Genomic DNA, 14,704 nt, shown 5'->3' with positions numbered 1-14,704 from the left:
TCGCGTTCGTGGCAATTGGTTTCTCCATAACGATTCCCTCCCTCCTTAATAGTGAACCCAACGTTTCTGACCGAGCCACTGCAATACAGTGAAGATCATGATGATGGCAAAGAGCGCCCAGCTAATGGCAGCAGCGTATCCCATCTCGTAATATCGGAAGGCATTCTGGTAGATAAAAAGCGACAACACGGTTGTACTGTTCCCCGGCCCACCCTGGGTAATCGCTTGAATGATACCAAAGTTCTTGATGGTCATAATCAGCCCGGTAATCAGCAGCAAAAAAGTAGTCGGGCTCACAAGCGGCCAGATCACTTGGCGTATCGTCTGCCAGGGGCGGGCTCCATCAATCCGTGCTGCCTCAACCAATTCCTCCGGGATTTCCTGCAAGGCGGCCAGATAAATAATCATGTTGTAACCCAGCATGAACCAAATCCAGATGATATCAATCGCGTACATGGACCATTCCGTTGTCGATAACCATCCCGGTGGATTCGTAATACCAATTCCGCGCAAGAAACCGTTAATCGGCCCCGATGTTGGCTGAAACAGCAGCATCCAAACAAAGGCGATGGCAACGCCGCTGGTGATATAGGGCATGAAATAGAGGGCACGCAGCGTTTTTTGCCAGTACACCGACTTGTTCAGTGCTACAGCCACGATAAATGCCAACCCCATTGATACCGGAACAGCTAACAGAAAGACAAATGTATTTCGCAGCGCCACGCCAAACAGATCATCATTCAACATCCGGCGGATATTATCCAGCCCGACGAAATTCGTCTCCGGGCTCATGAATTTGTAATCGGTGAACATGAGATAGAACGAATAGACAGCCGGTATAATAAAAAACAACAGCACGCCAATCATATTGGGCCCAATAAACAGATACCCGAGCCTGCTCTGCCGTTTCATCCAGGATTTATGCATATGCTCCCCCACTCCTTAACATCTGTTCTGGAATTAAGCATAACAAGATGTCCTCTAACATTTAAGGAACATAACCCTGTACCTGATATCACAGATATATGCATTTCGGCAGTGCCTTTCGGAAGGGAGACAACATGGAATTGTTCTATTGCTTATATAAAAAAACCGCCCCTTTGGGGACGGCCTTCGATCTCAGTGCAACTACATTCTAATTTTGCTTTCTATTGATTCTGCTTCAGCCAATCATTATGGCGTTTGACCATGTTCTGTACCGTAACTTCGGCAGTCTGGTTACCAAGGAAGAACTTTTCGTACTCCTGTGCACGCAGATCGACCACTTCCTGCGCAATGCTGCGGACAAACGTAGGTGTCTCGTCACCATACAACACGAATTCCAGAGACTCCTTGTCATAAGAATCGGCATAATCGCCTAGCAGATGATCAATAGCAGTCTGTTGATCGACCGCATTGGAGGAAGGCAGACGCCCACCCGCAGCCATCGGCATCATTCCTCCATCGGCGTACCATTTCAGGAACTCCCATGCGGCTTCTTTATTTTTTGACTTGGAATTGATCGCAATAAAGTCACCCAGTCCTCCACTTTTCACCATATCTGCTTCTTGTGTAGCCAGCCTCGGTACAGGGGCAAAAGCGATTTTCCAATCCCGAGGGAACTCGGTCATATTGTTCGATGTGCGGATCAGCCATTCGCCAATGTTGATCATGGCAGACTCACTGCCAAGGAACATGTTCTCCACCGGCATTTTGGAAGTCAGTTGCTCACCAAGTGGTGGCGTCGTTGCATCCTCCTTCATCATTCCGTTCAACGTCTCCAACCATTTGGTGACGAGCGGATCATCGAGGTTGGAAGTACCGTCTGCCTTAACATAGCCGTTCTTCACCAGAACGGAATCAAGCGGGTCTACATAGGAAGCGGTATGCTGCACCAATCCGTACTTGAAGCCAGCGGACTTCAGCTTGAGTGCATACTCTCGGGCTTCATCCCAAGTCCAGGCTGTTGGAACACTCAGCCCGGCCTGATCAAGCGCTTTCATATTTAAAGCGAAGAAAGCAGCATTTTTCTTGGTTGGCATACCGTAATATTTTCCGTCCACTTTCCAGGAAGCCGCGTCTTCCCCCATTTTCTCATCAATGTTGTAGTCAGTGAACTCGCCCAGATCCAGTGCTGTTCCACCCTTGATGCGTTTATCCAGATTCGTGAGAGTATAGTTTACGTACAGGTCAACGTTCTGCCCCGTGGAAAGCGCCGTATCCAGCTTCAGGTTGCCATCATCGTCATTCACAAACCGCACATATTCCACCTGAATATCAGGATGCTCCGCATTCCAGGTATCCACCACTTCCTGTGGACCATTCTCGGGCGGCACCGCGCCCCACATGGTGAGCTTCACTTTTCCCCCTGCCGCTCCACCTCCGTTATCTCCACCGTTCGTTTCATTTTTACCAACACAGCCGGCAAGCAAGCCCAGCATCAGCGCACCTACGATTAACCCGGTTAATCCTTTTTTGATTCTCATCTGGTCACATGACCTCCCTGAATTGAAGTGTACCTTCCGTTACATCGTAGCAGGGACCTTGCTGGGTTCATAAGATACATATCCATGATTCGAATTGAACAAAAATACGGATTTACTTGTGCTTGCCTGAGCACTCGATACACATATTCCTTCTACTCATCCTGTGAGTCACGAGCGATGGCGATACTGGCTGGGCGTGCAACCGGTCCAACGCTTGAATATTTTGATGAAATAATTATCACTTCCGAACCCTACCCGGTAACCAATCTCCTGTACAGGAAGATCCGTCTCGCGCAAGTATTCAGCGGCTTTCTCCATCCGTACCCCGTGCAGGTAGTGAATGAGGGTATGACCAGTTTTCTTTTTAAACAAAGCACTCACATAATTCTCGCCCATCATCACATATCGTGACATGGATTTGACGGTAATGTCTTGATCATAATGCTGTCCGATGTACTCTATAATTTTACTAATCTCTGGATGCTTCACAACCGGCTCACGAACAGGTGTGAACAGAAGATCCGTCTCAGTCGGGGGCGCAGAAGAGACCGTCAGTGAAGTAGGCGAATCAGGCGTTGATGTGAGAACCGGTGGGGAAGTCGACACTTCATGATGATCTGTCTCTGTCCGGGCTTCAGCCGAAGCTCCCAGTTCCGCACTTACTTTACGTAGTGTATCACGCAGTGAATTCACACTCATGGACAGCTTCAGAATATAATTCGAAGCCCCATATTCCATCGCACGGCGTACATATTCGAACTCTCCCATACAGGTGAGCATCACAAATTTGGTCTTCAGCCCCGCCTGACGGGTCTGTTTGAGTAATTCCAGACCGTCCATACCCGGCATGACAATATCGGTCAGCACCAGATCCGGTGTATCCTGTATGATCATCGCCAGCGCTTCGGTCCCATTACCGGATTCTCCGATGACCGTGAAGCCCAGCTCCTCCCAGGAAATAATTTCTCGCACCGATTCTCGTACGAATACCTCATCTTCTACAAGTAGTACCTTCCACATGTTCCAGATTCCCCTCTCCAGTCGTCCGGAACGTGTCTCAAAACTCGCGCTTCTTAGTTTTCAGACACGCCCTAGTCAGACCGCTTCTGTACGTAAGGCGTCGACAATAAAAAAGGAATGCTGAACCTTACTAATGTCCCTGGTTGATTATCCATTATTTCAAGTTTACTTTGACCTTTGAACAATAACCGCAATCGTTCCCTGAGGTTGGACAGACCGATCCCCGGACGCGTCCGGGTTACCTGCTGACGCCGGGATTCCTCCATTCCGATTCCGTTGTCTGCCACCTCCAGCATCAGTGTTCCTGTGTCTTGCCTATATATGCTGATACGGATCTGACCAAGCTGCTCCTGTGGTCCAACACCGTGGTGAATGGCGTTCTCCACGAGTGGCTGCAAGCTCAGCTTGGGCACCAGCGCGTACTCCAGCTTGTCGTCAAATTCACAAGTTACCTCGAAGCTATCGCGGTAACGAATCCGCTGGATATGAAGGTAGGCTTGAACCAGCTCGATCTCATCCTTCAGGTATACCAATTCGACCTGTGAATTCAGGCTGACCTCCAGTAATTTGCCCAAGGAAACACACATCTCGGATATCTCCTCATTCCCGCTGCGGATCGCACTCCATTTCATTGTATTCAATGTATTCAGGAGAAAGTGCGGATTCATCTGGGCGAGGAGCATATGAAAATGTACCGCTTCCTTCTGGCGTTCCTCCGCCTTGAGTCTGTTGATCATCTGATTGGCATCTTCCAGCATCGTATTAAACGTACGTGTCAGTTCCAGTACTTCTCCACGGCTGTGGCCCTCAGGAATACGAATCTTGAGGTTTTTGCGGACGACATCCTTCATCTGTTTCTGTAGATGCGACAAAGGGCGCGTAAACGTCGCCGAGATCATAAAAGCCATCAGCACAAATGCGCCTGTGAAACCAAAAAAGGTCAGAAAGTAACGCTGCTTAAGCTCAGATATCTCTGTAAACAGAATAGAAAGTGGAATGCGATTCACCATATACCAGTCCAGTGATTCAATGTACACGTAGTTAATCAGCGTATCCGAGGCAGGATCAGTCAGATAAGCCTGTGCCGGATGAAGAGCTATTTCACGGGTAACCTCCGGGGAAAGCGCCGCTGTTTTGGATGAACGGGCGATGGTCTCTCCGCTACCTGTAATCAGAAAGTACTCCCGGTTACTCTGTGAATCCTTCAGCATCGTTTGGAACCAGTAGGAGTAATCAATGCTGATCCGAGCCAGTCCGTACCGCTTGCCGCCGCTATCTTTCATGTAGGCATACAGTGACAACAGGTACGGGCTGGAGGATAACTCCCTGAGCACATGGTTGGTATCCCGTGCATCCCAGCGATAGAAAAGTTCTTCCGGTTGAAGCGGGTGCGAATCTGCACCACCTTTTGGCATCGTTATTTCTCCAAGACGCTCGCGGAATTGCTCCAGATAGGGGCCATACGCCAGTGCTTTTTTCGGCAAATACGAAGTGTAAACGCTATCATGAAAATCCAGCAAGGTAAAGTACACCGAAGGATTATATAGAAAGAAACTGTTGTTGATCATCTTGAACTTTTCTTCCACCAACGACTTGTTCTCAAGCTGAGTACGATTGTCCGGGGAGGTGAGCACACTTCTTACCGCAGAATCCTGTTCCAGAAAAATGAGCGTTTTGAAGGCGATACTCATCTGATCCTCCAGAGAGCGGTACATCTGCACCAGCTGCTCATGACTCTGTTCACTGATTTTCTGCTCGACCAAGGATTCAATCTGCTGATAATTGTAGACATTCAATGCACTGAACGGCAAGAGAATTAACACCACAAATGCACCGAACAGACGGTACCTGAGCCGCTGTGGCAACCAACTCTTCCAATTTGGCTTCTTCATTCCTTTGCGCTCGCTCCCCTACAATTAATGACCCCATTATAGCACCTGCCTGCCATTTACAGCCGGGGTCGAATGATTTGCATGGATTTGTGATATTCGTTGCCTGCTTTCATGTGAAATGCACAGATATGTTCTATTGGTGTAAAGAAAGAAATAAATGGATGAATGAGTGAGTGAATGAATGGATGGCTAGATGGACGAGACGCTTTACCTCATACTTGATGTCTTCTCCGATACTCCGAGGGACTGATTCCTATGGTGGACGAAAATACGCGGCTCAGATAAAATCCGTTCTCATATCCACATCTCTCAGCAATCTGTGCAAGGGTCAGACCGCTATCTGCCAGCAAAGCTTTTGCCTTTTTGAGACGGATCGCTTTCAGATAATCGGATGGTGTTTCTTGAAAGGCCTCCCGGAACCTTCGGGTGAACTGAACTGGACTCAAAGCCAAGCGCTCGGCCAATGCTCGGAGACTGACCGCCTCTCCTGCCCACTCCTCCAACAAAACAGCCGCTTCAGACATGAGAGCATCTTCGGTAAACTTTCGTTCCATTAGCCTGCTCTGTCTGCGCTCCCATTGATACAATTGCCACAAATCCATCAATAAATGGGTCTTCCATCCTGTTGTAACCGCATCGTTCTCCTCTCTCGCCTGACGCAGATAAGCATATGTTGAAGCTAACCGCTTCGTATCATTAATCTGCGATTTTCCAATTGGCGGTAGGAGACACTCATCCTCTGCGGCGTCACAACGGAACTGCATATAGTGAAACGTCAGCGGGGTTATCGTCTCTCTGCGAAAAGGCACGTGGGGTGGACACAACACCAGATCAGCGAAACCCGCCTCTCCGGTCTGCCCCCCAATCTCGTAACGGAATACGCCCTCTTCAACAGCAAAGACCACCCAAGCGTCGTAGATATCTTCTGCCAGAGCAAATGCAGCTTTCTTCTTCCAGTAGATGTGGTTAAGGAGGTCCATGACACACCTGCCTTTGTTGTGAAATAAAGTATATGCTCGATGATAATATAGTGTATTTGAAAAGTAAATATATAGAACTAATATGAAATTATAGATATGAAATAAGAGCTTAGGCTCCTTTACATTCAATGAGAGAGGTGTTCTTATGAAACACGAACTCGTTAAACCGGGTATCACCGTCATCGGGGGTGGCCTTGCTGGCGTATGCGCGGCTATATCTGCGGCACGACTGGGCCAACAAGTCGCGTTGGTGCAGAATCGCCCCGTACTCGGCGGCAATTCCAGCAGCGAAGTACGCGTGTGGGTCTGTGGCGCTACCGCCCACGGCATTAATCGCTATGCCCGCGAGACGGGCATCATGGGGGAACTGTTTGTAGAGAATCAGTATCGTAATCCGGAGGGCAATCCTTATCTCTGGGACTTGGTCATTCTGGAAGCCGTTCGAGCTGAATCCAACATCACTCTGTACCTGAATACCGATGTCCACGAAGTCGAGGCCACCGGGGATGGAGATGAGCGCATGATTACCTCCGTTACCGGATGGATGATGGGCTCTGAACGCAAAATTCGATTCGAGAGTCAGATCTATCTGGACTGTACGGGCGATGGACTGGTTGGCTTTCTGGCAGGTGCCAAGTTTGCACTCGGCCGGGAAGCCCGCAGCGAATATGGTGAAGAATGGGCGCCGGAGGTGGCCGATCAGATCACGCTGGGCAGTACGCTCCTCTTTTATACCAAGGATATGGGCGCACCTGTCCGTTATATCCCACCCTCTTTTGCCAAGGATATCACGCAGACGAGCATTCCGATTCGCCGGGTCATTCGCAGCGGGGATTCCGGCTGTCATTACTGGTGGATTGAATGGGGCGGTGAGCATGACACCGTTCATGACAATGAGCTGATCCGTGATGAACTGTGGTCCGTGATCTACGGGATCTGGGACTATATCAAGAACTCCGGCAAATTCGAAGCCGACCATATGACGCTGGAGTGGATCGGTTCGCTGCCTGGCAAAAGGGAGTACCGCCGCTTTACGGGTGACTATGTGCTCACCCAGAACGATATTATTAGCCAGCGGGAGTTCCCGGATGCCGTTGCCTTTGGCGGCTGGTCCATTGACCTGCATCCCCCGCAGGGCATGTACGCCGAAGCGAGCGGCTCGAAGCATATGCATGCCGATGGCGTCTATCACGTGCCGTTCCGCTCGTTGTATTCCGCGAATGTGCGGAATATGCTCATGGCCGGACGCGACATCAGCGCTTCGCATGTCGCCTTCGGCACGACCCGCGTCATGGCGACATGCGCGGTCATCGGCGAAGCCGCAGGTACGGGCGCGGCGCTCTGCGCGGCCATGGGGGTGTCGCCGCGCGAGCTGCACGCGAGGCATCTTGCGTTGCTGCAGCAGACGTTGCTGCGGCAGGACGCATCCATCATCGGGGTGCGCAGCCACGATGAGCTGGATCTGGCCCGGCGTGCCAAGGCTACAGCCTCCAGCACGCTGACGGGCATCGCTCTGGAGCAGCCTGGCGAGACGTACCCGCTGGGTACGGATGTTGCCCTGCTGCTGCCTGTGCATCCACTGCTCAGTGGTCTGGAGCTGCTGCTGGATGCATCCAGCGATACCGCGCTGACGGTAGAGCTGTGGGATACGGGGCGTAAGGAGAACTACGTCCCGCATTCGTTACAAGTTACGGCGACTGTTAACGTTACAACAGGAACTGCGCAGTGGGTGAAGCTTCCGCTCGAATGGCGACCGGAAGAACCGCAGAATGCTTTTATTATCATCCGCTCCAATAAAGCGGTCTCTCTCTACCATTCGATAGAAGCACAAAGCGGGGTGCTGATCTTCTTCAGAACAGAAGAGAATCATGTGTCCAAAAATCTGGAGGATCATGCCACGGATCAGCCTGTCGTCTTATGGTCCATGCAAGGGTTGGCGCGTCAGCCATTCTGCTGTCGTACTCTCTCCGAGACCATGGCCTATTCAGCGGACAATACGATCAACGGTTATCACCGCCCTTTCGGCGGACCGCAGCAGTGGATGTCGCAGCCGATGCAGTCTGGCAAGTCGGAATGGGTGCAACTGACATGGAAAGAGCCACAGACCTTTGCTGAACTGCACTTGACGTTCAACGATGATGTGAACGAGGACCTGGTTAATTTGCATCATCATCGCACAACGTTCCGCGTCATGCCTGAACTTGTGCGCGATTATCGGGTGGAAGTATTGAGTGGGTCTGGGGAATGGATCGAGATTGTACGTGTAACGGAAAACCGCAGAAGAAAAATCATTCATTCCCTGGATATACCTGTGGATGTACAGGCGCTTAGGGTAAGCATTGATGCCACCAATGGCAGCAGGTACGCGGAGTTAATCGAGATTCGAGCGTATGGGGAAGCTACACGGTAGGAGGATTTTAGCGTATCCTTTTTTGATAGCTGATCCTGGCACTGGTCAATATATACGATGGATGAGATCAGAATGCAAAGAAAACAGGTTGTCTTAACCTGCAAGACAGCCTGTTTAAACATTAATCACATATGTGATGGCGAAGAGAGACGCGGTCTCTTTTCTCAAGTTATTCAGTGTGTGTAGAAAGCTTGTCGAGTTATTCTATTGATCCGGATAGGTTTCTTTGAGAAACCGGACAGACTGTACCACTAGCGCTTTCAACACATCCACATCGATGTCTGCTATCTTGTTGATGTACACACACGCTTTTCCTGTCGTATGTTTTCCAAAGTCCTTTAATAGATCTTCTCGCTCGCTATCCCCTGTGGCAAAATATAAACTAATCTTTGCTTTTCGTGGCGAGAAGCCCACCAGAGGTGCATCCCCTTCGTGGCCCGATTCATATTTGTAATGGTATGCACCGAATCCGATAATACTCGGTCCCCACATTTTTGCATCATAACCTGTCGTCTCCGTGAAAATATCCAATAATTGATAGGCGTCCTCACGTTTCTTTGGATTCTCAACCTGTTCAATAAATTCAATGACACTTTGGTCTGTTATGGTTGTTTTAAGTTTGTACATTGAAGCATCACTCCTTCATTAGGTCCAGTCATCGAAATGCTTTCCCAGAAAGATAAGCTCTTTCTCATAGTGTGCCAGATGACCTTCTTTTATCATTTTTATAAAAGCGAGTTCCCCCGCAGCCGCACGATCAGTCAGTGTTTTACACATAAAACGGATACGGGATATGACCCATTCCTTCAAATCTGCTGACACACTCAGCCCGTACGTAGTCATGAATAATGCAATGCGTTCTTTTCGAACAGTTCCGTGCGCATGGCTAGTGTAAGGTACAACACCTTTTCCATCCATCTCTGGTGAAAAATCTGCGAGGGGAACGGATGTATACAAGGCATAAGCGATATCCCACATTCGCGGACCCGGACCTGCCATATCAAAATCAATAATCCCTTGAGGACGTCCACCCTTGTACACCATATTATACGGCGCAAAATCGTTATGACATACAACTTCATCTTCTGTTATGCCTGGATATCTGTTCATTGACTCTGATGTTGTTGTAAATCCAACGGTTGCATCATGGTAACTTCTCAACAGTTTAGCGATTTGGATCAAAGTTGCGTCTGACCACATATACTCTTCGATCTCAGGGTAGTCATTGCCTGGAACGATTCCTTCGAGGTAAGAAAGTACCTCTCTCCCCTGTTCATCTATTCCCAGAAATCGAGGAGCATGGTCGTAACCAACTTTTTCGAGATGTAAAAGCAGTTCATGCACATATGGATTTGGTTTGGCATGCCGGCGAACCGTCTCACCTATTCTGACAACCTGATTCACATTACCTCCCTTAAATTCTTCCTCATGTTCAGACAATCTCATCCCTCCTAAAGTTAAACTTCTTTGGTATGGGCGTGATTACGATTTTTCTTATAACAAATCTTGTTAATATTGTTCATGTCACGCCTTCTTTTATTATCCGTCCACTATTTATGAGGTTATCTACTTAATGTCTTTCGGTTCACTATTCCATATTCCTGCATTTATATCAACGAATCTCATCCCATTTCATCATAGCAAATAGCGTCGTCATCACTGACGGCGCTGTTGTACGCTCTCTGAACAGGTTAGGTAGCTACTACATGGTGCAGATCCATACTATTTTCGAAAAAGGCTGACCGTTCTACATGATACAGATCATAGAGCTGCTCCTTGGCATTGATGAATTGATATACATCTGGATACACATCATTGGCTAACTTCACATATGGCAGTTTTTCTACCGCTTTTCTGGACCTTATATTTTGCTTACGAATCTTCATAAATACCGTTTTAATGTCATGTTCCAGAAACAGCTCAACGAAAAAGGCTGATTTCGCTCTTTGGCTGTAACCATTACCAAAATACGGTGATCCAATCCATGTGGCTAAGAAACCGGTTTGATGCTCGATATGATACAGATCAATCGTACCAATAGGTTGGCCTGTTTCATTCAAAATCGTTCGGGAAATCACCGTCTTTTGTTCTTCTTCGGCCATCAATTGTTTGGTCAGGAATAGATATTCTTCATACGATTGGCATGCATAACGAACGTAAGGAGAAACTGCGGGGTCCATCATTAAGCTGTACAGTGAATGGCATTCCTGCAAATCACGTTTTTTTAACATTCTGTCTACCACCTAGTCCTTTTAGTCCGCTATATCAAGCAAATTAAGTATATAAAAGGTAGTGTGGGATTTAATGAATTCTGTATATGGCTTATGTAAAATGCATTGGTAAATGTTGTTCATCTTCACATCCCGTCGCACAAAAAACGGCATGTCCCTTTTGCAGGAACACGCCGTTTTCACGGATACAGATAAATAGGAAATTATTGAAGGCCTTGCATGATCGCATTAATGATGTTTTGCTGCGTCACAGTATTGTTTGAACGGTTAAACAAAGCGAATCCATGTTGACCGTTATGCCCGTTGTCCCAATACACAGGAACCATTTTGTATTTCTTGGCTTTTGCTGTAACTGCTTTGGCGTAAGCAGCGCGATATACATTGTTGGTTGAATCGTACGACGTTTTATCAATCGAACCGAATTCACCAATCACCACAGGATAGCCTTGAGTCACAAACTTATCGTACATGGACTTGAACTGTGATTCCAGATAATCCTCTTGTCCCCAAGTAGACTTTTTGGCAGGATTCGTAGCCGTTGCGCCCCATTGTGTGATATTTCCATTTTCCTCACCAGCGAAATCCCACGGAGAGTAGTAGTGTGCCGAGATCATGATTCTCTTCTGCGAACTAGGAATTGCCGAGGATCTGAAATTATCTGTTGGGAGAACAAAGCCATAATTACCAACGGTGAAGTCAATATTGGTATTCCAGCCCGGAATCAGCAACCATCTGGCATTGTTGTTTCCTCCAGTTTGACGAACTGTATCCACAAAAATCTGGTTGTAGGCATTCAGGTTGGCGTAATACGCCGAGTTCGGATTACCATAGTTGCCATCGAATACTTCGTTCATGGATTCAAAAATCAGACGGTCATTGTAGTTGCTGAACTTGGTGGCAATCTGTTGCCACACCTTTTTATACTTTTCCTTGATGGCAGTCTGATTGCCACCATTCACGAGCAGCCATCCACCTTGTACGGAATTGTATCCATCGCCATGAATATTGATGATGACATACAGACCTTCATTGTACGCATAATCCACGACTTGCTGAATTCGATTCAGCCATGCCGCATTGATTGTATAGTTGGGAGCGCTTCCAATGTTATTCAAATAGGAGACTGGAATACGAATGGACTTGAAGCCAGCAGCTTTCACTTTTTTGATTAACTCTGGAGTTACCGTAGGATTGCCCCAAGCTGTCTCATTCGGTGTACCGTTCACCGCTGCTTCCAGCTGGTTGCCCAGATTCCATCCTGCACCCATCTCAGACACGATTTGCGAAGCGTCCGCTGCTGATGCTTTAGTGCTCCATCCGGTAAAGGCCACCGTAGCCAGTAATACTAGCGCCAAGCTGCTGATGCCAAACTTCTTCCATTTTTTGAACATACCCATACCTCCGCTTATTCTATTATTTTTTAACAAGCAGTACAGTTAATCTATCAATACAGATTGAATGATTCGAGAACTCGTGCCTCCCTTCCTATCGATCAAACAAATGAATTTTTCGTCTACCACCAACATAATAACACATATATGGAAAATAAAGCGATATATTTCGTGTTTATTTTCACTTTTTATTACAAATTACTCCATCTATCCATTTAAGTGGATTGCTTGGATTTGTTCTCTATTAAAATCAACAATCATGATGTGATCTTGCAGGATATTGTCTCCACAAGATATTGTTGCGCCGTAATCCGCTATGCTGTTAAATGTTATATCTACACGGTACACTTCAATTTCATTAAACCAGTCCTTATGTACCTTTTCATGAAGTTCATTCTCATAATATTTTTGAAAGACTGTCTCACAAGTTGAAAACCATTTAACATAGTCTTCTATTTTATTAGTAATTGAATCTAACTGTGTATTCGTGGACACATATATTCGGACATCGTTTAAATCCTCCTCCTGTATGGAATGTTTAAATATTTGCACTGCATTTTGCAGAACATAGCACCGGTAACTCTCATCACTCTCTTCTTCAAGCTCAATGAATGGGCTTAACAATAGGATCTTGCTCCTCTCTAGGCATCTTTTAAGAATAACTCCTGTAACCAGTGTACGAATTTTTCTTTCTCCTCAAACTGTGGGTAATGCGCAGACTCATTGAATACAATGAAATCTTTGATCGGTGCATCCAACACGTCAAAATAATCACGTGCAGCATTCGCAGTAGTCATATAATCATATTTACCCATCACAAAATAAGTAGGAATCTCCTTAAATCATAAGTTTCATTTGCAATTCTACCAACGGTTTGTTCACCGTAATGGATACAGTAATTCAACAGGTTCTTTCAGCAGCTCTTCTTGGAAGATGTAATTGTGATCGGCTCCAATGATACAGAGGATTCTTTTTCCTGGATGAGCTTCAACTGTATTTTTGACTCTTTGAATCATAATCTGATTACGTACAACCCAGCGAAAGTTCTGGGCCTTCGGATTTACCTGATACAACCATTCATATTTTTGTTTGGTTGCGCTATCGAACTCATTTGAATTAAAAGGAATCTCGCCGAACCTATACGTCTCCATTTGTTCAGCAAACCAATGATTATCCCGTTGTTCAAGTTCTTTGCGTTCCACGCTCGAATAGCCGTTAAATGGATCAAAAGCATTCCACACATCCAATTCAAACCAATCAATAGGGACAAATGTGATGTTCTGCACCTCGCACAAAGGGAATATTAACTCCCAATACTCACTGGCCGGTTCTCCCCAGTATCCTCTATCATTTTTGTCCTTCAGATACCTCAACCAGCTCTGTGGATGAACTTCACCGCAAATAATATCTGGCTTAAACTCTTGAATCACATCCTTGTACAGGGAAAGGGAACAATGATATCGCTCCCTGAGTTCTGGATTATGAATGGTTCCGAGTATGCCAACCGTTGTCATGTGCCCAGCTCCTTTATCATGTGTATATCTTTCGGCTCTTTGTCATAGAGTTCTTGATCAATCTCGCTTGCAATCTGACTGCCCTGGCTTCTGTAAAAGGATACCGCCGATCTCGTCTCTGTGGAGGAAATATACAGATACTGCGCTCCACGTTTCTTGGCCTCTTCACTTAACTGGTTCAGAATACGTTTTCCAATACCTTGTCTTCTGTACGCCTGAGAGACATACATCAAGTCAATTTGTAATTGATTACGTTCTCTGCCTCTGTATTGATGTGCCAGCACCCCGAATCCAATTAATCGATCCTCAGCAAAAGCGCCATACGCCATGCCGCCTTGTTCTAGTTCATAGACATATCGATTTTGAATTTCCTCCAACAGCTTTGCATCCCAGTTTGAGCACTGATGATCTTGTTTTAGCTCTACCAATTCGTTCTCTCTCATTTCATATATGAGATCAATATGTTCGGAACGATCTATTTCCTGCAACTGGTTCACATCATCAAGGGTCAACGTTCTATACGTTATCATGGTCGTTGCTCCCCACCCTTTCCAATACATCTAAAATTCTATGGTTTTATGGATCGAAGTCTGTATTTATCAAAAACTCTTTTATCGTACAAAATAGTGTATTCCTTGTTCTCTTCAATTAATTTTGACATATCCATTGGAACGGTTATTGTTCTTTCAATGTTATCAAAATTAATTACAATCATCTCATTCTCACTAATTTTTTGAACAGTAACTGCTTCAAAAATTGAAGTTCGAAAGGAATTCCACAACAAAACTAAAAGCAATAAAA

Annotated in this window: 14 protein-coding genes; 1 reads left to right on the top strand and 13 read right to left on the bottom strand. The window is 46.5% G+C overall.

The features are described from left to right. Nucleotides 1–45 precede the first annotated feature (45 nt). The 5 genes from NYE45_RS11835 to NYE45_RS11815 all read right to left on the bottom strand — a co-directional run bounded on the left by NYE45_RS11835 (nt 46) and on the right by NYE45_RS11815 (nt 6,357). Nucleotides 46–927 carry a sugar ABC transporter permease gene (locus tag NYE45_RS11835; RefSeq protein WP_036670532.1) on the bottom strand — a complete coding sequence of 294 codons (882 nt, stop codon included), beginning with the start codon at nt 925–927 and terminating at the stop codon, nt 46–48. A gap of 221 nt (nt 928–1,148) precedes the next feature. Continuing rightward, the gene (locus NYE45_RS11830; RefSeq protein WP_340016758.1) at nt 1,149–2,465 is read right to left on the bottom strand and encodes an ABC transporter substrate-binding protein; all 1,317 of its coding nucleotides are present in this window, start codon (nt 2,463–2,465) and stop codon (nt 1,149–1,151) included. A gap of 168 nt (nt 2,466–2,633) precedes the next feature. Beyond that, a complete protein-coding gene (locus NYE45_RS11825; protein ID WP_340016757.1) occupies nt 2,634–3,485 on the bottom strand; it encodes a helix-turn-helix domain-containing protein in 852 nt (283 codons plus the stop codon). Between the two features lie 71 nt (nt 3,486–3,556). After that, a complete protein-coding gene (locus NYE45_RS11820; RefSeq protein WP_340016756.1) occupies nt 3,557–5,377 on the bottom strand; it encodes a histidine kinase in 1,821 nt (606 codons plus the stop codon). A gap of 212 nt (nt 5,378–5,589) precedes the next feature. Further along, nucleotides 5,590–6,357 (bottom strand): helix-turn-helix domain-containing protein, encoded by a 768-nt coding sequence (locus tag NYE45_RS11815; protein ID WP_340016755.1) that lies wholly within the window; start codon nt 6,355–6,357, stop codon nt 5,590–5,592. 145 nt (nt 6,358–6,502) lie between these two features. On the opposite strand from NYE45_RS11815, the gene NYE45_RS11810 reads away from it, so the two are divergent. Then, the gene (locus NYE45_RS11810; RefSeq protein ID WP_340016754.1) at nt 6,503–8,767 is read left to right on the top strand and encodes an FAD-dependent oxidoreductase; all 2,265 of its coding nucleotides are present in this window, start codon (nt 6,503–6,505) and stop codon (nt 8,765–8,767) included. A 204-nt stretch (nt 8,768–8,971) separates the two neighbouring features. On the opposite strand, the gene NYE45_RS11805 is transcribed toward NYE45_RS11810, so the two are convergent. From NYE45_RS11805 to NYE45_RS11770, 8 genes are all read right to left on the bottom strand, one after another. Further along, the gene (locus NYE45_RS11805) at nt 8,972–9,394 is read right to left on the bottom strand and encodes a DUF1801 domain-containing protein (protein WP_340016753.1); all 423 of its coding nucleotides are present in this window, start codon (nt 9,392–9,394) and stop codon (nt 8,972–8,974) included. An 18-nt stretch (nt 9,395–9,412) separates the two neighbouring features. Next, nucleotides 9,413–10,213 carry an aminoglycoside phosphotransferase family protein gene (locus NYE45_RS11800; RefSeq protein WP_340016752.1) on the bottom strand — a complete coding sequence of 267 codons (801 nt, stop codon included), beginning with the start codon at nt 10,211–10,213 and terminating at the stop codon, nt 9,413–9,415. 245 nt (nt 10,214–10,458) lie between these two features. Next, complete coding sequence (locus NYE45_RS11795; RefSeq protein WP_340016751.1) at nt 10,459–10,998, bottom strand: GNAT family protein; 540 nt, start codon at nt 10,996–10,998, stop codon at nt 10,459–10,461. A gap of 203 nt (nt 10,999–11,201) precedes the next feature. Then, nucleotides 11,202–12,389: a glycoside hydrolase family 5 protein gene (locus tag NYE45_RS11790; protein WP_340016750.1), complete on the bottom strand. Its 1,188-nt coding sequence runs from the start codon at nt 12,387–12,389 to the stop codon at nt 11,202–11,204. A 207-nt stretch (nt 12,390–12,596) separates the two neighbouring features. Further along, nucleotides 12,597–13,013 (bottom strand): hypothetical protein, encoded by a 417-nt coding sequence (locus NYE45_RS11785; protein WP_175623673.1) that lies wholly within the window; start codon nt 13,011–13,013, stop codon nt 12,597–12,599. A gap of 17 nt (nt 13,014–13,030) precedes the next feature. Next, complete coding sequence (locus NYE45_RS11780) at nt 13,031–13,186, bottom strand: hypothetical protein (RefSeq protein WP_340016749.1); 156 nt, start codon at nt 13,184–13,186, stop codon at nt 13,031–13,033. 81 nt (nt 13,187–13,267) lie between these two features. Further along, entirely contained in the window at nt 13,268–13,903 is a 636-nt protein-coding gene (locus tag NYE45_RS11775) for a hypothetical protein (RefSeq protein ID WP_340016748.1), read from the bottom strand. Continuing rightward, entirely contained in the window at nt 13,900–14,433 is a 534-nt protein-coding gene (locus tag NYE45_RS11770) for a GNAT family N-acetyltransferase (RefSeq protein WP_340016747.1), read from the bottom strand. Before NYE45_RS11770 ends, NYE45_RS11775 begins: the two co-directional genes overlap by 4 nt. Nucleotides 14,434–14,704 lie beyond the last annotated feature (271 nt).

This window comes from Paenibacillus sp. FSL K6-1318, assembly GCF_037976905.1.
Classification (GTDB): Bacteria; Bacillota; Bacilli; order Paenibacillales; family Paenibacillaceae; genus Paenibacillus; species Paenibacillus amylolyticus_A.
Note: the sequence above shows the minus strand (reverse complement) of the source record. Positions and strands in the feature narration are given on the sequence as shown.